The following is an 18,717-nucleotide window of genomic DNA, read 5'->3' as shown; positions in this document are numbered from 1 at the left end:
TGCCGAAGGAGTGCGCATGCTGGCCTATCCCGATATCGATCCCATCGCCGTCTCGCTGGGGCCTCTCAAGGTGCACTGGTACGGGTTGATGTACGTCGTCGGCTTCGTCGGTGCCTGGTGGCTGGGGCGTCTGCGCGCCGCGCGATTAGGACTCAAGCCCGATGATATCGGTGACATGCTTTCTACGGCGCGCTGGGCGTGGTGCTGGGTGGGCGCCTGGGCTATGCGCTGTTCTACGGGTTCGATCGCCTGATAGAGAACCCGCTGTGGCTGTTCCAGGTCTGGGATGGCGGCATGAGCTTCCATGGCGGCCTGATCGGGGTGCTGATCGCGTCGCTGCTGTTCGCCCGCAAGCACGGGCTGGCCTTCTTCCAGCTCACCGACTTCATCGCACCACTGGTGCCGATCGGGCTGGGCGCCGGGCGTATCGGCAACTTCATCAATCACGAGCTGCCCGGCCGTGTCACCGACGTGCCCTGGGCTCTGGTGTTCCCCGGGATGGGGGGGCAGGGGCGGCATCCGTCGTCGCTATATCAGTTCTTCCTTGAGGGTGTGGTACTGTTCACCATTCTCTGGTTGGTATCGCTGACTCCGCGCCGGCGCGGTTTCTCGTCTCCGGGCTCTTCCTGATCTGTTACGGGCTGCTTCCGCTTCCTGTCGGAGTTCTTCCGGCAGCCGGATCCGCAGCTCGGCTTCATCCGCCTTCGGCTGGTTGACCATGGGGCAGCTCTTGTCGCTACCGATGATCCTGGCCGGCGCGCGGCTGGTGGTATGGTCGCGCCGCAATGCGGTCGACGATGCCCGCGCCGAGCGCGCCGCCGACTGAGCGCGTCTGGCGTCACCCGTGCGGTCAGTGATGCCTGAGCGCACGGTGCTGGACGCGCGAGACATTCGATTTCAAGCACCGTGCGGCTGTCGTCATCGGCCCGCGGTGCCGCTAGTCAAGGAGTGCGAGCCCCATGCGGCCTTATCTCGATCTGATGCAACGGGTGCTGGATAGCGGCATCGAGAAAGCCGACCGCACCGGTGTCGGCACGCTGAGCGTCTTTGGCCATCAGATGCGCTTCGATCTGAGCCAGGGTTTTCCGCTGGTGACGACCAAGAAGCTGCATCTGCGCTCGATCATCCATGAGCTTCTGTGGTTTCTGCGTGGCGACACCAACATCGCTTATCTGCATGAGCACAATGTCACCATCTGGGACGAGTGGGCGGATGCCAACGGCGACCTGGGACCGGTCTACGGCTATCAGTGGGCGCAGCTGGCCGGCGCCGGACGGTGAGTCGATCGACCAGATCGCCAAGGTGGTCGAGCAGATTCGCCGCCATCCGGACTCCCGCCGGCATATCGTCTCGGCCTGGAATCCGGCGCTGGTCGACGAGATGGCGCTGCCGCCGTGTCATGCGCTGTTCCAGTTCTATGTCGCCGAGGGGCGGCTGTCGTGCCAGCTCTATCAGCGCAGCGCCGATATCTTCCTCGGGGTGCCCTTCAATATCGCCAGTTACGCGCTGCTCACCCATATGGTGGCGCAGGTCTGCGGTCTCGAACCGGGGGAGTTCGTGCACACCCTGGGTGACGCGCACCTCTATCTCAATCATCTCGATCAGGCCCGGCTGCAGTTGAGCCGTGAGCCGCTGCCGTTGCCGAGGCTGCGGCTCAACCCCGATATCACGGACCTGTTCGCGTTTGGTTTCGACGACATCGCGATCGAAGACTACCGCTCCCACCCGGCGATCAAGGCGCCTATCGCTGTATGAGTGATGCGACTCTCCATAGCGCCCTGCGCGCCGAACTCGACACCCCGGTGGCGATGATTGCCGCACTCTCGCAGAATCGGGTCATCGGCGTGGACAACCAGCTGCCCTGGTATCTGCCTGAGGATCTCAAGCACTTCAAGGCGCTGACCCTGGGCAAGCCGCTGGTCATGGGGCGCAAGACCTTCGAGTCTATCGGGCGGCCGTTGCCCGGTCGGCTGAATATCGTGATCACACGCTCGTCGAGTTATCGCCACGCGGGTGTACGGGTGTGCCACGATCTGGCCGCGGCGCTGGCGCTTGCCGATCAGCAGGCGTTGATCGACGGTGCCGACGAGATCATGGTGATGGGCGGGGGCGAGATCTACGCCCAGGCGCTGCCAGCGGCATCGCGTCTCTACCTCACCGAGGTGGCGGTGACGCTCGACGGCGACGCGCACTTTCCCGCGTTCGACGCCGCCGAGTGGCAGGAGATCGAGCGCGAGCCCGGGGCTGCCAAGCCGGGCCAACCGGATTATGCTTTTGTCCACTACCGCCGGGCGGGAAGCTCTGGCTGAGTTTGAACGGCCTGCGCGCTCGACGCGCGGGTCGCCGCACAAGCGAGGGAGGAGTCAGGCCGTGTTGACGGAACGAACACAGGCGCTGCTGGCGGAGATCGAGCGCAAGATCGACGCCAGCCAGGCAGCGCTGGAGGCCGAGCGGGAACGCAGCAGGACGCTCGCATCGGAAAATCGCGCGCTCAAGGAGCGCCTGCTGGCGCTGGCCGAGCTCGATCCCCTGATCGCCGGCGGCCATGCCCATCCTGAAGATCCTGACGGTGGCACCCGGGTGCGCGGCCTGGGCAGTCTGGCTTTCCGCCGCTCGCGGCCGCGGGATGAGAGCGCCGACGACGCCTCGCGGCGGGGGCCTTCGCCGCTGCAGCGGCTCACCTCGACGCCGCCCGCGGCAACCGAGGTTTCCGCGGGTCGGGAGGCCCCAGTCGAGCAGTCGGCACCTGCGCCACAGCCGGCGCCGGGCGCCAGCGCCATCCCGGAATCCGCCCCGGTGAGCGCTTCATCAGCGTCTTCGCTACCGCGGGCAAGTACCGATTCAGCCGAGGATGCGAATGGCGTAGGCGGCGCCGAGCCTACTGACACGGGCTCTGCACAGAGCACCCTGGCATTCGGCGCCGAGCACGAAGCGCCTTCGCCCCACGCGCTGCTGGCCCAATGGTACAAGCGCTATCCCAAGGCGTTCTTCAAGGGGCATACCCGCCCGCTGAAGACCGGTATCCATCTCGATCTCTGCGCCTGCGAACCCTGGCCCGAGAAGCTGGTGCGGCGGGCACTGGCCTGCTATGTCCATCTGCCACGCTATCTGAAGTCGGTGCGCGAGGGTGCGCGCCGGGTCGATCTACAGGGCGCGGACAGCGACGTGGTCAGCGCCGAGGAGGCCAAGCACGCCAAGCGCCAGTTGGAAGCGTTGCAGAAGAAACAGCAGGTGAAAGAGACGCGTCAGCGCGCCGACAAGCTCGACCGTAAGATCGGCGAGCTGCTGGCCAAGCATGGCCGTCACGATAGCTGAAGCGGGATAGCGATCCGCTGAAGGCGCTGTGGCAAGAGCGCCACAGGTGTCGGCCGTGTCATGGCACGCTCGATAACACTTTCGTCGTATTTTTCCTGGCCGATTCGGGCGCTATGGTGCGCCCGGCATGAGGCGTCAGTCGCCGGGTGTCGCGTCCATGTCATTGAAATGACATCGCTTGGCGCTAGCGTGATGACGTCTCTCAGCCGTCGATGATGACGCAAAGTATGAGCGCCAGGGCCTTCATGGGCAGCGCGGCGAGCAACGAAAACAGTGTTTTTTTCTTGTTGCGTTTGCCACACGTCCAGTATGGTTTCTCGGCGAGCATTGGACAATAACAAGGCTTCAGAGTTCCGCAGCCGTCATTCGTTCGCGTGACGAAGCTGGTTGAAGGCACCGAAGCCGACTGCATCTGCAGACACGATCGAACAGTAAGCTAGTTAAGGAACCTATCGCGATGAAAAAGACGCTCTTAGCGACTGCTATTGCTGGTGCCCTGGGCGCCTCCGCTGCGGCTCAGGCGGCGACTGTCTACAACCAGGACGGCACGCAGCTCGACATCTACGGCAACATCCAGATCGCCTACAAGTCCATCGAGACTGGTAGCTACAACGACACCACTGGTCGTATCGAGGGCTCCAGCTCCAAAGACGAGCTGTTCGACAACGGCTCCACCGTCGGCTTCTCCGGCCAGCACGTCATCAACCCGGGCCTGACCGGCTACTTCAAGGCCGAGTTCGAGCATGACGCTGACGAAGAGAAAATCAACGGCGGCTTGAATAAAGGCGACCAGGCTTACCTGGGTCTGAAAGGCAACTTCGGTGACGCCCGCCTGGGTTCCTGGGATCCGCTGATCGACGACTGGGTCCAGGATCCGATCTCCAACAACGAGTATTTCGACGTTTCCGACTCGACTCGTGACCTGGCCGGCATCTACGGCAGCAACGGCATCATCGGCAACGCCAACGCTGACCGCGAAGGTGACAAGTTCCAGTACATGTCTCCGGTCTGGGCTGGCCTGCAGTTTGCCGTCGGTACTCAGTACAAGGGTGACGCGGAAAGCGACTTCGATGCTACTGGTTACAGCAACGGTGGTTCCAACGCTTCGTTCTTCGGCGGTCTGAAGTACGCTGTGGGCGCGTTCTCCGTCGCTGCGGTCTACGACGATCTGGACAACTACGAGCTGACCAACGACGTGACCGGCGACAAGGTCAAGGCCAAGGCCTACGGTGTGACTGCTCAGTACACCATCGACACCCTGCGTCTGGCTGCCAAGGTCGAAAACAGCGACCTCAAGATCAATGGCGAAAGCGGCGACATCATGCGCTACGCCGTCGGCGCACGCTACGGCTACGCCCTGTCCGACAACTTCGCTGGTGACCTCTACGGTTCCTACCAGTACGTCGACGCCGACAAAGAAGTGGCTCTGGCTACCAACCGTGGTGCTATCAACGACGCTGGCAACTACGCTGGCGACGACAACTTCAACGAATTCGTCCTCGGTGCGACCTACAACATCTCGCCGGCGATGTACACCTTCGTTGAAGGCGCCCTGTACGACCGTACCCACGACGTGGGCAACGGCGTCGCTGTGGGTGCTGTCTACAGCTTCTAAGCGATACCCGACACGAGCGGCTGCGGCCGCTCGTTCGAACGAAGCCGGCCCTCGGGCCGGCTTTTTCGTGTTTGTCTGTCAGCAGACTTGAGCATTTTTTCTCGCCGGCCTACTTCGCCGATGCCAGCGATCTCGATGCTTCTGCCTGCCTGATGCCGTCGCTGTCGTCGTTCGTTTAAAGGTCGGTGCCTGGTATCGATCTGGAGCTTTCCCCGCGTTGTTGCGGCCTCTTTCTGCGTAGCCGTGAGCGCCGTGCGATCCTGTATCACATCTCTCTTGGCCTCTGCTCTTGCTGCCTTTTCGCGGCTTTTTTTACCACGGGGTTTTTCACCACGGGGTGAGCATTGGCGCCAGATAGGCGACTGCTTGGCCAAGATCATCGAAGCCCATCGGCTTTGCGCCATCACGATGGATAGCGCTTCTCGAGTTCCGACGAAGTGGCGGGGACGATGCCCCTCAACCGATGCTCGCTGCTTCTTAGCGGCACCCGCAGGCCCGAAGAGGGAGGCATAAGTGTGGGTATGAGGAGACTGAATGGGGCTTTCAATACCCACACTTGAACGAGTGCTCGAACAGGGCGCGCCGGTCCGGCTCACTGCCGGGTGAGTCGTACCAGCCGGTGGCGCAGTTCCGGGTCGAACAGGGTGCGGCTGCGCTTCTGCGCGCGCATCAGCGCCTCGTCGTAGTGCAGCCGATCCGCTTCCACCCGTAGCCACCCCTGCGCTTCGAGGGTTTCCAGCAGCGCCGAGAAGAGCCGCTTATCGAAGAACTCCGGCGCGTTGAGTCCGGCCAATAGCGTCAGCCGCTCGGCCAGCAGGCGGCTGTGCTCCTCCAGCGTCTCCCGGGTCAGCTCGCCACTCGGATAGCGCAGCAGCGAGGCCAGCAGCAGGTAGGTGCGTTCCAGGGTCGGTTGCACTGGCTGGCCGAGCAGACGCAACTGCTCGCTGGATTCCAGGTGGCCGGGCTGGCGGCGCCACTCGCTGTCACTCTGCTTGAGTAGCCCTTCGGCGCTCAGGGCGTCGAGGGTGGCCGCCAGGTGCTGGCTATGATCCGCCACCTCGCGGGCGTTCAGCTCGCGGGCGATCAGCGGCCACGCCGGTGCCAGCAGGGTGTCCAGCTCGTCGAGACAGAACGCCACGTTGTTGCGAAAGGCGAAGGCCACCAGCCCGAGGTGCGTGAACAGGTGCAGCACGTTGTTGCGGTACCAGGTGAGCAGTGTGGCCTGTTCGGGCGTGGCGCTGATCAGCTCGCCCAGCGCCTGGGGGCGGCGCTGAATGAAGCCGAGCGCGACCACCTGGTCGATCCAGGCGCAGCGTCACCCGTGGGCAGGCGGCAGTGCGCGCTGCCCGGCACGCGCTGCTGCAGCCGCACCAGCAGTGCCACCTGATGCGCCAGCAGATCGGATTCGATGGTGTGATGTGGTGTCGCCAGCAGCGCCATGGCCACCAGCGAGACGGCATTGATCGTGGCACCGTCGTTGATGCGTTCGGAAAGTGCGTGGCCCAACTGCGGCACCGCGTGCTTGAGCCACTCGGGCGGGGCTGGCTACGCGTTTCACGCCATGCGGGGGCGATGCCATCGAGAAAATCGGTCAGTGACAGTGGTTCGCCTACGTTGACCGCGACCCGGCCGTGCGGTTGGCGCAGATGGCGCAGCACGTGCAACAGATCCAGCGGCGACTCCTTCTTCTTGCTGCCACCGCGCAGTTCGCGCAGGTAGGCATTGCTTTCGAGTACCTTCTCGTAGCCGATATAGACCGGCACGAAGGCGACGTCGCGGGTGGCATCGCGCAGGAACGAGCGTAGCGTCATCGCCAGCATGCCGGGACGCGGGTCGAGCATGCGACCGGTGCGCGAACGGCCGCCCTCGATGAAGTACTCGATCGGCTGGCCGCGGGCGATCAGGCGGTGCAGATACTCGTTGAAGACCGCGGCGTAGAGCCGGTTGTCCTTGAAGCTGCGTCGCATGAAGAAGGCGCCGCCGCGGCGCAGCAGGCCCGATCAACGGCATGTCGAGGTTGCGTCCGGCGGCGATGTGCGGGGGCATCAAGCCTTCGCGATAGAGCACGTAGGAGAGCAGCAGGTAGTCGACGTGGCTACGATGGCAGGGCACATAGACCAGGGTGCGCTTGCCGGCGATTGCCTTGACCGCGTCGAGGCCGTGGACGTCGACGCCGTCATAGAGCCGGTTCCACAGTCGCTTGAGCAGCTCGTAGAGGAAGCGCAGCACCGGGTAGGACATGTTGGAAGCGATCTCGCGCGCATAGCGCTCGGCACGCTTGCGCTCCTTGAGTGCGTGGCTGCGGTTGGCGGAGGCGGCTTCGTCGATCGCCTGACGTACCGCCGGGCTGCCCACCACGCCGCGGACCAGGGTGCGGCGGTGGGAGATATCGGGGCCCAGCACCCGGGCACGCACGCGGCGAAAGTGGACCCGCAGCACTCGGGCCAGGGTGCGCTGGGTCAGCCGGGCCTGTGGGTCGTCGAGCAGTGCTCGCAGGCGGATCGGTTCACCCAGGTGGGCTTCCAGATGGCGGCCGTTGACGATCAGTGACAGCAGGCGTCGCAGACGGCCACTCCAGGCCCAGTCGTCGGCGGCGAGCATCTTCCAGAAGCCAAAATCCTTGCCCGGGGCGCGGCTCCAGAACACGCTCACCGGCACCAGCTGCACGTCCAGCGTGGGGTCCTGTTCGAGTGCGGCAAGCAGCGGGCCCAGCGACTCTGTACCTTGGGTCTTGACGCCACGCCAGGTGCGGCGCAGTCGCGCTAGCGGCAGGCAGGCCGGCAGCATGAGCCCATTCAGTTCGACCCGGCGGCCGGCATCGGGCAGCCCCAGCTTACGGGTCAGTTGGGTCACTGCGAGCTCGTCACTGAGTGCGGGATGCGGGATGACGTAGAGCGTCACCGGCTCGGGGGCGAGGGCCACCGGGTCGGGCTCGATCAGACGGAAGCCGAGCCAGCGGCGCACGCTGGCGCCCATCAAGCGATGCCACAGTCGCCCCGTGCCGCTGAATGACCGCATGCTTGAAGCCCTCGCAAATTCATGAGTATAGCGATATCCGCTGGTGCCGACGATGGCGCGCACGGTGTCTCGGACGCGTGCGGACGACGCCAGCGGGGCAGGCTCTTTTCTGGCGCGGCGAAACGTGCGTCAATCGGGGCCGATACCAGCGGCGGGAGGTGGCATGCGCGCAACATGGAAGGGCGGCAATCGCTTCGAGCTACTCCCGGAAGGCAAGCGCTTCTGGCCAGCCATGCGGACGGCGATCGAGGGCGCGCGCGAGCAGCTGTGGATCGAACTCTATCTGATGGAGTCCGGGGCCCTGGCCGAACGCTTCGTGCAGACGCTGGAGGCGGCGGTGGCACGTGGCGTGGCGGTAAGGATGATGCTCGATGGCGTCGGTAGCATGGGGCTTGCACGGCGCGACCGCCAGCGCCTGCGCGCCGCCGGGGTCGAGCTGCGCTTCTTCAACCCGCTCTCGGTGACCCGTCTGGGCGGCAATCTGATGCGCGACCACCGCAAGCTGGTGGTGGTCGACGGCGAGGTGGCATTCACCGGTGGCTTCGGCATCGTCGACGAATTCGTCGACGCCTGGTACGAGGTGGCGGTGCGGGTCGAAGGGCCCGTGGTCCATGACTGGATGCGCCTGTTCGCGCAGGTGTGGGACTCACCGCTGACCCGGGGCGGGCGTTCGCGGGCCCGGCTCTCGCCGCGCCTGCCGCCGGCGCCGGAAGCGGTGGCGGGGGAGGGCGCCCGCGGGCGGGTGATCTCCGGGCGCGGCCACCGCTATCAGGCGATCCGGCTGTCGCTCCACGGGCGTATCTCCACCGCGCGCCAGCGGCTGTGGCTGTGCACGCCTTACTTCGTGCCCACCCTGAGCCTGCGCCGGCAGCTGGCCCAAGCCGCGCGGCGGGGTATCGACGTGCGTCTGCTGCTCGCCGGCGGGCATCACGACCATCCGGGTATCCGCTACGCCGGGCAGCGCTTCTACGGGCGCCTGCTCAAGGCCGGCGTACAGATCTACGAGTTCCAGCCCACCTTCATCCACGCCAAGTTCTGCGTCGCCGACGACTGGGTCTCGCTGGGTTCGTGCAACTTTGACCACTGGAGCCTGCAGTGGAATCTCGAGGCCAACCAGGAGATCGAGGATAGCGCCTTCGCCGCCGAGGTCGCTCAGCTGTTCCAGCGCAACTTCGCCGCCAGCCAGCGGATCGACGCCGCCTCCTGGCGGCGCCGACCCTGGTGGCAGCGGGTGCGTGAATGGGCTTTCGGCACCGTCAACGCCTGGATGACGCGGCTCAAGTAAGCGCGCGCCTCAGCGCTTGCCGCCGCGCTGTCGGGCGCTACCCTTGCGCGCGCCGCCGCGGGACTTGCCTTCGTGCTTGCCGCCCGGCTTGCCCGGGCCGCGCTTGGGCGCCTCCGGCGGTACGCGAAAATGCAGGTAGAGGTCGAGGGTCAATTCCGGCAACTGCGTGGCCAGGGCGCTGAACTGCGCCTCGTCGGCGACCATCTCGGCCATCTCCGGCTCCTTTTCGAACAGCCCCGACAGCGCCATGAAGGGCAGCAGCAGGGCGGCGACGTGGGATTCGTCCTGGGCGAACCAGGTCGCTTCATCGAGAAACACGGCCTGCATGAAGCCCGCGCACCAGTCCTCGATGGCGGCGGCCATCTCGCCGTCGTCGTCGAGTTCGGTGTCGAACGGCAGCTCCAGCCACTCGCCGCGTTCGAGAATGTCTCCGGCCTGGCGTGTCAGCGTCTCCATCAGCGTGATCACCTCGTCGCGCGCCGCCAGCTCGGCGAACGCCGGTGCCGTCTCGAACAGCTCCGCCAGCCACTGCCCCTGGGGCGGCGACTGCGGCGCCACGGCCAGCGCTACCAGGAAGCCGTGGGCGCTGACCACATCGGGGGCTTCCTCGCCCAGCTGCTCGGGAGCGAGAAGCTCGTCGAGCCTCGCCAGGCCGGTATCGTCCAGCGGCGGATGGCTGTCGATGGCGTCGTCGTGGTCGGCTGACATGGGAGCTCCTGGACTGAAGTGAAGAATCGCGGTGCGGGTGCGCTGGACGCTTCCCGTCGTTGGCGGCATTCTACCATCGGCGTCCCGCTCATCGCCTGCCCGTAGCGATCGACCCTGGCGCCCGCCATCATCGAAACTCAGCCATGCCACGCGACCGCCCCATGACTTCGCTCTCATCCTCGCCGCGTACGCCTGCACTCGCCCCCGCGGACCCTCACGCTCTGGCTCGGCTCGACCGCGCCGCCCTGCAGACGCTGGTCGCGCGCGCCGAGTCCGCCTGGCAGCTGGCGCGGGAGGTCCATCCCGGTTTGCCGCGTCCGCGGATCTGGTTCGATCTGCGCGGCCGCAGCGCCGGGCAGGCGCACTATCAGCGCGGCGGGCTGCGCTTCAACGCCACCCTGCTCGACGAGAATCGGGCCGCCTTCATGGAGGAGATCGTGCCCCACGAGATGGCCCACTGGCTGGTGTTCCATCTCGACGAGGGTCTTCGCGCTCGGCCCCATGGGCGGGAGTGGCAGCGCGTGATGCGCGGCCTCTACGGGCTGGCGCCGACCGTCACCCACCGTTTCGACGTGGCCCGGGCCAGCCCCATGCCCTATCTCTATCGCTGCCACTGCACCCAGCCCCATCGCTTCAGCGCGCGGCGTCACGCCGGCGCCCAGCGCGGCACCCGTTATCGCTGCCGCCGCTGCCGCGGTGAGCTGGACTATGCTGGGTACGACGCCGGTGATGCGGTTGGGCAGGGGGGAGCGTAAGCGGGCGGTGGTCTCGGAGATTAGCCGGTCGTCGCTGGCTCCGACTTGCTCTGCGATCCAGTTGTGGTCAGACGAAGGTCTAATAGGGGGTGACCGTCGCCAGCGTTATATGCTGGCGGTCTTCGTAGCCGATCCGCTATCACATTGAGCTGATTGAGCTTTCACCGTTACAGCGAGGGTCGCGCGGGTCGCCGGAAGTCGGCGCGTCGGCCGTTGAGTCCGAGTAAAAGTCTCGAATCCGAATAAAAGGGGGATCGCCATGAGCGAGCAGCAGCGGGTCTATCCTATCGATCAGGCGCTGGCAGACAAGGCCTGGTTCGATCGCGAGCGCTACGAGACACTTTATCGCCAGTCGGTGGAGGATCCCGAGGGGTTCTGGCGCGAGCAGGCCAAGGCGCTCGACTGGAGCCGCCCGCCGACGCGCATCAAGAACACCTCTTTCGCTCCCGACAACGTCGATATTCGCTGGTTCGAGGATGGCGAACTCAACGTTGCCCACAACTGCCTCGACCGCCACCTGGAGACCCGTGGCGATCAGACTGCGATCATCTGGGAGGGCGACGATCCCGCCGACCACAAGGTGATCACCTATCGCCAGCTGCATGCCCGGGTATCGCAGCTGGCCAACGCGTTGAAGGCGATGGGCGTGGGCAAGGGCGACACCGTCACTCTCTATATGCCGATGGTGCCGGAAGCGGCGATGGCGATGCTCGCCTGTGCGCGTATCGGCGCGGTGCACTCGGTGGTGTTCGGCGGCTTCTCGCCGGATGCTCTGGCCGGACGTATCGTCGACTCCCAGTCACGCATCGTGATCACCGCTGACGAGTCGGTGCGTGGCGGCAAGCAGGTGCCGCTGAAGGACAACGTCGACGCGGCGCTGACCCGCGACGGCACCGATGTGGTCGAGCATGTGCTGGTGGTCAAGCGCACCGGTGGCGAGATCGCCTGGCATGAAGGCCGCGACCAGTGGTTCCACGAGCAGGTCGACGCGCAGTCCGAAGAGTGTCCAGCGGAGACCATGAGTGCCGAGGACCCGCTGTTCATCCTCTACACCTCCGGCTCCACCGGCACGCCGAAAGGGCTCAAGCACACCTCCGGCGGCTATCTGCTCTACGCTGCGCTGACCCACCGTGCCGTCTTCGACTACCACGACGGCGAGGTCTATTGGTGCGCCGCGGACGTGGGCTGGATCACCGGCCACAGCTATATCGTCTACGGGCCATTGGCCAACGGCGCCACCACGCTGATGTTCGAAGGCGTGCCGACCTACCCGAGCCACGGGCGGATCGGCCAGATCGTCGACAAGCACGAGGTCTCGATCCTCTATACCTCACCCACCGCGATCCGCTCGCTGATGGCCCATGGCGAGCGCATCATGGACGACAGCCGGCGCGAGACGCTGCGGGTGCTGGGGACCGTCGGCGAGCCGATCAATCCCGAAGCGTGGGACTGGTTCTACCGCGTGATAGGTAACTCGCGCTGCCCGATCGTCGATACCTGGTGGCAGACCGAGACCGGCGGGCACATGATCACGCCGCTGCCGGGTGCTACCGATCTCAAGCCGGGCTGCGCGACCAAGCCGTTCTTCGGCGTGCAGCCGGCACTGCTCGACAACGACGGCAACCGTCTCGAGGGGGCGACCGACGGCAACCTGGTGATTCTGGACTCCTGGCCGGGGCAAGCGCGCTCGATCTGGAACAATCACGAGCGCTTCGTGCAGACCTACTTCTCGACCTACGAGGGCGTTTACTTCACCGGTGACGGCTGCCGTCGCGATGCTGACGGCGACTACTGGATCACCGGGCGCATCGATGATGTGCTCAACGTCTCCGGTCACCGCATGGGCACGGCGGAGATCGAGTCTTCGCTGGTCGCCCATGCGGACGTGGCTGAGGCCGCGGTGGTGGGCTATCCCCATGACATCAAGGGGCAGGGCATCTACGTCTACGTCACGCTCAACGACGATGTCGAACCCAGCGATGAGCTCAAGCAGACCCTCAAGCAGTGGGTTCGCAAGGACATCGGGCCGATTGCCACGCCGGATGTGATCCAGTGGGCGCCGGGACTACCCAAGACGCGTTCGGGCAAGATCATGCGCCGCATCCTGCGCAAGATCGCGGCCAACGAGTGCGACGGTCTCGGCGATACCTCGACGCTGGCCGATCCCAGCGTGGTCGAGGATCTGATCGAGAATCGCCATATCAAGTCATGAAAAGGTGTAGACACCGGGCTTACTCGATAAGCCCGGTTTTCATCTGTATGACTAAATGAGTGGTTCGTGAGGATGTCGATGCCCACGCTTTTAATCCGAGCGTTGCGGATAAAGACGCGGTATCGGCATTATCCTGGGTTAAGTCGGTAGTGCGAGTGATTCCCCCTTCTTTGTGGCGGGGAGAGCGGCTTTTTACGCCGGGTTTTTCGCGTCCAGGCATCCCCTGCAGTAGCGTCGGGCGGCGGTTTTTTCCCGCTTCGATTTGAGGCTTGGGAATCGACGATTGCATGGGGTAACATGCCATTAATCCAAAGTTGAACCACTTTGTCCGTTGACGAGCCACATGCCCCGAACTCGCTCGACGTTTCGACAGTCCCGGAGGAGATTCAATGGCTTTTGCCCAGAAATTCATCGTTGCCGATGACCACCCACTCTTCCGGGCGGCGCTCAATCAGGCGCTGCGCCAGGTATCGCCGCAGGCAGAAATCGTCGAAGCGGATACCATGGAAGCGACCACCGAGGTGGTGACGCGTCATCCGGATGCCGATCTCATCCTGCTCGATCTGCACATGCCGGGGGCACACGGCTTTTCCGGGCTCATTCAGCTGCGCGGGCAGATGCCGGATATTCCGGTCACCGTGGTCTCGGGCAGCGAAGAGCTCGACGTGGTGCGTCGCGCTATCGACTACGGCGCTTCCGGCTTCATTCCCAAGTCGGCCTCGCTCGACGCCATCGCCGAGGCGATCGGTGAAGTGCTCAAGGGGGAAGTGTGGCTGCCCGCCGAGATGGCCGATGCCATGGGCGAAGGCAACGAGGAAGACGCCCGCTTCGCCGAGGCGATCGCCTCGCTCACCCCGCAGCAGTTCCGCGTGCTCAACATGCTCACCGAGGGGCTGCTCAACAAGCAGATCGCTTACGAGCTGAACGTTTCCGAAGCCACCATCAAGGCTCATGTCACCGCCATTCTGCGCAAGCTCGGCGTGCACTCCCGCACCCAGGCGGTGATCGCGGCGCAGAAGCTGGAGATCGACCCGCCCAAGGTGGTCGACAACTAAGCTACGGCACGAATAAGCCACGGCTCGGGCCCCGGCTCTCCCGAATACCTGCGACGCCCGCATGTCGCGCCCACACTGCGTATACACAATGGGCGTATCGTGCGGGCGTCTTGCGTGGGGTGGCTTTCTTCTCCACGACTCCCCCTCGCTAGTGCCCCTCAGCCGCGTCGCGGAGTGGTTGCTCCGTGCTCCGACCGCGCTCGGCCTCCTCCACCAGCCAGTCGTGGATCGCGCGAACGCGGCGGTCGTCTAGGGCGCCCTGCTGATAGACCAGGCCGTAGCGCTTGCCGGTGGCAACCGAGCCGGCGAAGGGGGCGATCAGACGACCGCTCTCCAGCTCGTCGCCGATCAGCGTGCGCCGGGCGATCGCCACGCCCATCCCGGAGATCGCCGCCTCCACCGTGAGCTGGTTGCGGTTGAAGGTGTAGCCCCGGCGGACATTGACGTGCTCGCCGCCGATCGCCGCCAGGTAGTGCTCCCACTCGGCATAGTCGTGGCTGCCGCGCCAGGCGGTGACATCGTGCAGCAGCGGGTAGTAGCCCAACGCATCGGGGTGGGTCAGCGGCGGGCGCCGGCGCAGCAGCTGCGGCGAGCAGACCGCAAAAATGCGCTCGTCGATCAGCGGCGAGGTCTGCAGCCCGGGGTAGTGGCCATCGTTGAGATCGATCGCCAAGTCGAACCCGCCGTCGAGCAGCGACAGGTTGCTGTCCTCGGCGCTCAAGTGCAGTTCGATATCGGGAAAGCGCGCTTGCAGCCGTGGCAGCCGCGGCATCAGCCACTTGGCCAGGAACGAGGGCAGGCAGCGCAGGCGCAGCACGCCGCTCATCACCCCACCGCGTAGGCGGTCGATCTCCAACCCCACCGCATCGTAGGCCTGGGATACCACACCGGCCAGGCGCTCACCCTCCTCGGTGAGCGCCAACTGCCGCGGCAGGCGCCGAAACAGCCGGAAGCCCAGGCGCTCCTCCAACTGCTTGATCTGCTGGCTGACCGCACCGGTGGTCACGTGCAGCTCTTCCGCCGCGCGGGTGAAGGAGAGGTGCCTGGCGCTGACGGCGAAGACCTTCAGCCAGGCGTGGGTCTGAGCGTTGAGTGACTGGGCCATGATTTAGCCTGACTAAAACCCCGGGCAGATATATTCGATTGAGACCGGTGTAACCGGCGAGCACACTGAAGTCAAACTACATCAAGCATCGGTTCTCGTAACGACGCTTTCTGATTCCAGTGCGACGCTCCCGGGGGAGACGACCATGACCTTCAGCGTGTTTGACCTGTTCAAGATCGGCATCGGGCCCTCCAGCTCACACACCGTGGGCCCGATGCAGGCCGCACACACCTTCGTCACCACGCTGCGCGAGCATGCCCTGCTGCAACCGGTCAAACGTGTGCAGGTCACCCTCTATGGCTCGCTCAGCGCCACCGGCAAGGGCCACAACACCGACAGCGCGGTGCTCGGCGGGCTGATGGGCGAGCAGCCGGTGAGCGTCGACCCCGACGAGCTGGCGCTCAAGCTCGCTGCCGTCGAGCGTGATCATCAGCTGTCGCTGGCCGGCGTGCACAGTATCGACTTCGATCCCGCCCGCGACGTCGAGTGGTGCGACGAGATTCTCGACTATCACACCAACGCGCTGCGTCTGGTGGCCAGCGATCGTCGCGGCGCGACGATCTATGCCAACACCTACTACTCGGTCGGCGGTGGCTTCGTGGTCGACGAGGAGCAGGCCGAGCACGGCGAGAGCGCCACCCGCGGCGTGCGTCTGCCGTTTCCGTTCCGCAATGCCGTGGAACTGCTCGAGATCTGTCGCCGCGAAGAACTCTCGATCAGTGACGTGATGCTTGCCAACGAGAGCGCCTGGCGCAGCGAGGCCGAGACCCGCGCCGGGCTGTGGCGTATCTGGGAGGCGATGAAGGCCTGCGTCGACAGCGGCCTGGATCAGCAAGGCGTGCTGCCGGGTGGGCTCAACGTGCGCCGGCGGGCACCCAATCTGCACCGGCGCCTGATCGCGTCGACGACGACAAGGGGCTGATCGCCAGCACCTTCTCGGCGATGGACTGGGTCAACCTCTTCGCCCTGGCGGTCAACGAAGAAAATGCCGCTGGGCGGCGCATGGTCACCGCGCCCACCAACGGCGCCGCGGGGATCGTCCCGGCGGTGCTGCACTACTACATGAAGTTCCAGCCCGGGGCGTGCGAGAAGGACGTGGTGCGCTTTCTGCTGGCGGCTGCCGCGATCGGCATCCTGTGCAAGACCAACGCCTCGATCTCCGGCGCCGAGGTTGGCTGTCAGGGCGAGGTGGGGTCGGCCTGTGCGATGGCTGCGGCGGGGCTGGCCGAGCTGCTCGGAGGGACGCCCGGCGCAGGTCGAGAATGCCGCCGAGATCGGCCTCGAGCACAACTTGGGGCTGACCTGCGATCCGATCGCCGGGCTGGTCCAGGTGCCGTGCATCGAGCGCAATGCGATCGCCTCGGTCAAGGCGATCAATGCCGCTCAGATGGCGCTGCGCGGGGACGGCGAGCACTTCGTCTCGCTGGACAAGGTCATCCGTACCATGCGCGACACCGGGCGCGATATGCAGGACAAGTACAAGGAGACCTCGCGCGGCGGTTTGGCGGTCAACACCATCGAGTGCTGAGCGCTGAAGTCGAGGGTCTACGCCGGCGTCACGCCGCGCTATGCGAAGACGCCGATATCAACAGTGATAAGGAAATTGAGCTAGAGCTGTGCCACTATCAAATCCCTGAATCCAGGAGTCCCTGCAGCGAGTGCGTCGGCGCGGTCACAGGCCGTGTCCGGGGCTTCTCGGGGCAGTCTGGTGTGCGTCGCGCGATCCGTGATGAAGGTGCTCTGTCATCACGGCAGCGAAGGCGCGCGCCACGTTGCGGGTTAGACCACAAGGCCAAGGGAAATGAGCAAAGACAGCTGCATCATTCGTCACTTCAAACACTACGGTGAGATTTCCGAGAACGACGAGGCGCTGCTGGCGGATCTGGAGAAGAGTCCGAGCGAGGTCAAGGCCGATCAGATCCTGTGGCAGGAGGGCGACAGCGCGCGCGAGTTCTGCACCTTAAGCCGCGGCTGGGCCTACTCCTTCCGGCATATGGAGGATGGCTCGCGTCAGATCCTCGAGATCTACCTGCCCGGCGATATCATCGGCCTGCGCGAGTTTGCCTTCAAGGATCGCCTGACCGGCGTCGCCATGCTCGAGGATGGCGTCATCTGCCACTTTCCGCACCGCGTCTGATCAACGTCTTCCGTGAATCGCTCACGTTATCGGCGATCTTCTTCGCCATCTCCTCGCATCAGCAGGCGCTGCTCACCGAGCGCCTGGTCAACCTGGCCCGGCGCAGCGCGCGCCAACGCCTGGCCCATCTGATCTACGAGATGTTCGTGCGCCTGGAGCGCACCAAGGCGCGCGACGGCAATAGCATCCGCCTGCCGCTGTCGCAGCAGCATCTCGGCGACGCGCTGGGTCTGTCGTCGGTGCATGTCAGCCGTACCCTGACCACCTTCCGCGAGGAGGGGCTGATATTACGCTCGCGCCAGCGCATCGAGCTGCCCGACCCGGCCGCGCTGGCCCGCGAGGCAGAGTTCGGCGATGCCTACCTCAACGATGGCATCGATCACTTCTTCAATCACTGACGCCGTTGTCCGGTCAGGGGGCTTTGCTGCCACCGGAGCCCCCGCCGGCCGCCCAGCCGGCAATGGTGGCGGGGAGTCGCGCGACCAGGAAGTCGACCAGTAAACGAATCTTCGACGACAGCTGGCGATGGCGCGGATAGACCGCCCATACCGCGGTATCGGTGAACTGGTAGCGGTCCAGCACCGAGATCAATTCACCGCGCCCCAGCGCCGGCTCGACATAGTAGTCAGGCAGCTGGGCCAGGCCGATGCCGCGGCGTGCTGCATCCAGCAGCGCCGGCCCGGAGTTGCCGCGCCAGTTGCCGGAGACGCGAATCTCGCGCTGCGTGCCTTCGACCTGGAACAGCCAGCTGTCGCGGGAACCGATCAGGCAGTTGTGATGGGAGAGTTCCGACAGGCTGTGCGGGGGTGAGAGTCGCTGGAAGTAGGCTGGTGAGCCGACCACGTATTCGCGACGCTCGCACAGGCGTCGTGCCAGCAGGCTGGAGTCCTTGAGCACCCCCATGCGAATGGCAATGTCGAAGCCCTCGTCGATCAGCGCCACGGCGCGATTGGTGAAGTGCAGCTGGACATCGAGCTGAGGGTGGCGGCAATGGAACTCGTTGACCAGCGGTGCGATGTAGCGCTCGCCAAAGGTAGTGGCGCAGCTGATCGCCAGGCGCCCTTGGGGCAGAGGCTGCAGCGCGTTGAGCGCATCCTCGGCTTCGCGGAAGCCATCGAGCAGCGAACGGCAGTGCTCATAGTAGACCGCGCCGCCGTCGGTCAGACGGATCTGGCGCGTGGTGCGATAGAGCAGCGGCGCGCCGAGACTCTGCTCCAACTGGCTGACCAAGCGGCTGACGTGCGAGCTGGAAACCTGCAGCGACGCTGCGGCACGGGTGAATGTGCCCAGCCTGACCACGGCGACGAACGCCTCTATCCCCTCCCAGCGCGACATGGCGGCCCCTCGATTATTGCTGTGTGGCAATGATTATGTGCTCTGGGCCAGGTTTATTGCCAGCCAGCGAGCGCCTAGACTGAGTTCAAAGCAGAAATGCTGGGTTTACATCAAAGACGATCGCCAGACCTCGCCCCGGTGAGGTGAGCGAATCGACATTCTCAAAGGAGACCAGAA

At 65.1% G+C, this 18,717-nt stretch carries 14 protein-coding genes and 4 pseudogenes; 13 read left to right on the top strand and 5 right to left on the bottom strand.

From position 1 onward, the window contains the following. The first annotated feature begins 16 nt into the window (after window positions 1–16). The 5 genes and pseudogenes from lgt to CN538_RS01620 all read left to right on the top strand — a co-directional run bounded on the left by lgt (window position 17) and on the right by CN538_RS01620 (window position 4,930). A pseudogene (gene lgt / locus CN538_RS01640) lies at window positions 17–826 on the top strand (prolipoprotein diacylglyceryl transferase). A 133-nt stretch (window positions 827–959) separates the two neighbouring features. After that, window positions 960–1,755: pseudogene (locus tag CN538_RS01635) on the top strand (thymidylate synthase). Between the two features lie 53 nt (window positions 1,756–1,808). Further along, entirely contained in the window at window positions 1,809–2,309 is a 501-nt protein-coding gene (locus tag CN538_RS01630; protein WP_422917597.1) for a dihydrofolate reductase, read from the top strand. Between the two features lie 61 nt (window positions 2,310–2,370). Continuing rightward, window positions 2,371–3,315, top strand: a complete 945-nt coding sequence (locus CN538_RS01625) for a ProQ/FINO family protein (RefSeq protein ID WP_242495468.1) — start codon at window positions 2,371–2,373, stop codon at window positions 3,313–3,315. A 457-nt stretch (window positions 3,316–3,772) separates the two neighbouring features. Then, a complete protein-coding gene (locus CN538_RS01620) occupies window positions 3,773–4,930 on the top strand; it encodes a porin (RefSeq protein WP_106418342.1) in 1,158 nt (385 codons plus the stop codon). Between the two features lie 592 nt (window positions 4,931–5,522). On the opposite strand, the gene CN538_RS21650 is transcribed toward CN538_RS01620, so the two are convergent. Both CN538_RS21650 and CN538_RS24780 read right to left on the bottom strand, forming a co-directional pair. After that, complete coding sequence (locus CN538_RS21650) at window positions 5,523–6,224, bottom strand: lysophospholipid acyltransferase family protein (protein ID WP_242495467.1); 702 nt, start codon at window positions 6,222–6,224, stop codon at window positions 5,523–5,525. Next, a pseudogene (locus CN538_RS24780) lies at window positions 6,173–7,044 on the bottom strand (1-acyl-sn-glycerol-3-phosphate acyltransferase). Before CN538_RS24780 ends, CN538_RS21650 begins: the two are co-directional and overlap by 52 nt. Between CN538_RS24780 and CN538_RS24775 the strand changes: the two are divergent. Further along, a complete protein-coding gene (locus CN538_RS24775) occupies window positions 7,031–7,480 on the top strand; it encodes a hypothetical protein (RefSeq protein WP_340638219.1) in 450 nt (149 codons plus the stop codon). The pseudogene CN538_RS24780 and the gene CN538_RS24775 overlap by 14 nt on opposite strands. Before the next feature lie 631 nt (window positions 7,481–8,111). Further along, a complete protein-coding gene (locus CN538_RS01610) occupies window positions 8,112–9,233 on the top strand; it encodes a phospholipase D-like domain-containing protein (protein ID WP_106418341.1) in 1,122 nt (373 codons plus the stop codon). 9 nt (window positions 9,234–9,242) lie between these two features. On the opposite strand, the gene CN538_RS01605 is transcribed toward CN538_RS01610, so the two are convergent. Next, complete coding sequence (locus CN538_RS01605) at window positions 9,243–9,941, bottom strand: YecA/YgfB family protein (protein ID WP_106418340.1); 699 nt, start codon at window positions 9,939–9,941, stop codon at window positions 9,243–9,245. 161 nt (window positions 9,942–10,102) lie between these two features. Between CN538_RS01605 and CN538_RS01600 the strand changes: the two genes are divergently transcribed. The 3 genes from CN538_RS01600 to CN538_RS01590 all read left to right on the top strand — a co-directional run bounded on the left by CN538_RS01600 (window position 10,103) and on the right by CN538_RS01590 (window position 13,963). Continuing rightward, window positions 10,103–10,696: a SprT family zinc-dependent metalloprotease gene (locus CN538_RS01600; RefSeq protein ID WP_106420520.1), complete on the top strand. Its 594-nt coding sequence runs from the start codon at window positions 10,103–10,105 to the stop codon at window positions 10,694–10,696. A gap of 259 nt (window positions 10,697–10,955) precedes the next feature. Next, entirely contained in the window at window positions 10,956–12,908 is a 1,953-nt protein-coding gene (gene acs, locus CN538_RS01595) for an acetate--CoA ligase (protein ID WP_106418339.1), read from the top strand. Window positions 12,909–13,297: 389 nt separating this feature from the next. Next, complete coding sequence (locus CN538_RS01590) at window positions 13,298–13,963, top strand: response regulator (RefSeq protein ID WP_106418338.1); 666 nt, start codon at window positions 13,298–13,300, stop codon at window positions 13,961–13,963. A gap of 148 nt (window positions 13,964–14,111) precedes the next feature. Here CN538_RS01590 and CN538_RS01585 read toward each other — a convergent pair whose 3' ends face one another. Further along, a complete protein-coding gene (locus tag CN538_RS01585) occupies window positions 14,112–15,068 on the bottom strand; it encodes a LysR substrate-binding domain-containing protein (protein WP_106418337.1) in 957 nt (318 codons plus the stop codon). 145 nt (window positions 15,069–15,213) lie between these two features. Here CN538_RS01585 and CN538_RS25830 point away from each other — a divergent pair. The 3 genes and pseudogenes from CN538_RS25830 (at window position 15,214) to CN538_RS24760 (ending at window position 17,603) form a co-directional block, all read left to right on the top strand. Continuing rightward, window positions 15,214–16,596 (top strand): annotated as a pseudogene (locus CN538_RS25830) (L-serine ammonia-lyase). A gap of 273 nt (window positions 16,597–16,869) precedes the next feature. Next, window positions 16,870–17,205: a Crp/Fnr family transcriptional regulator gene (locus CN538_RS24765; RefSeq protein WP_340638218.1), complete on the top strand. Its 336-nt coding sequence runs from the start codon at window positions 16,870–16,872 to the stop codon at window positions 17,203–17,205. 146 nt (window positions 17,206–17,351) lie between these two features. Next, window positions 17,352–17,603: a helix-turn-helix domain-containing protein gene (locus CN538_RS24760; protein ID WP_340638217.1), complete on the top strand. Its 252-nt coding sequence runs from the start codon at window positions 17,352–17,354 to the stop codon at window positions 17,601–17,603. A gap of 13 nt (window positions 17,604–17,616) precedes the next feature. On the opposite strand, the gene CN538_RS01570 is transcribed toward CN538_RS24760, so the two are convergent. Then, on the bottom strand, window positions 17,617–18,540 hold the full coding sequence (locus tag CN538_RS01570) for a LysR substrate-binding domain-containing protein (RefSeq protein WP_106418336.1): 924 nt from the start codon (window positions 18,538–18,540) through the stop codon (window positions 17,617–17,619). Window positions 18,541–18,717: the final 177 nt, after the last annotated feature.

Source organism: Salinicola tamaricis (assembly GCF_003006155.1).
GTDB lineage: Bacteria > Pseudomonadota > Gammaproteobacteria > Pseudomonadales > Halomonadaceae > Salinicola > Salinicola tamaricis.
Note: the sequence above shows the minus strand (reverse complement) of the source record. Positions and strands in the feature narration are given on the sequence as shown.

Bases quoted from the DNA above. Each gene is read 5' to 3' on its own strand.
- CN538_RS01600 (WP_106420520.1), top strand. From the start codon at position 10,103: ATGACTTCGCTCTCATCCTCGCCGCGTACGCCTGCACTCGCCCCCGCG.
- CN538_RS24765 (WP_340638218.1), top strand. From the start codon at position 16,870: ATGAGCAAAGACAGCTGCATCATTCGTCACTTCAAACACTACGGTGAG.
- CN538_RS01605 (WP_106418340.1), bottom strand. From the start codon at position 9,941: ATGTCAGCCGACCACGACGACGCCATCGACAGCCATCCGCCGCTGGAC.
- CN538_RS01570 (WP_106418336.1), bottom strand. From the start codon at position 18,540: ATGTCGCGCTGGGAGGGGATAGAGGCGTTCGTCGCCGTGGTCAGGCTG.
- CN538_RS01620 (WP_106418342.1), top strand. From the start codon at position 3,773: ATGAAAAAGACGCTCTTAGCGACTGCTATTGCTGGTGCCCTGGGCGCC.
- CN538_RS01610 (WP_106418341.1), top strand. From the start codon at position 8,112: ATGCGCGCAACATGGAAGGGCGGCAATCGCTTCGAGCTACTCCCGGAA.
- CN538_RS01590 (WP_106418338.1), top strand. From the start codon at position 13,298: ATGGCTTTTGCCCAGAAATTCATCGTTGCCGATGACCACCCACTCTTC.
- CN538_RS01630 (WP_422917597.1), top strand. From the start codon at position 1,809: ATGATTGCCGCACTCTCGCAGAATCGGGTCATCGGCGTGGACAACCAG.
- CN538_RS01585 (WP_106418337.1), bottom strand. From the start codon at position 15,068: ATGGCCCAGTCACTCAACGCTCAGACCCACGCCTGGCTGAAGGTCTTC.
- CN538_RS24775 (WP_340638219.1), top strand. From the start codon at position 7,031: ATGGCAGGGCACATAGACCAGGGTGCGCTTGCCGGCGATTGCCTTGAC.
- acs (WP_106418339.1), top strand. From the start codon at position 10,956: ATGAGCGAGCAGCAGCGGGTCTATCCTATCGATCAGGCGCTGGCAGAC.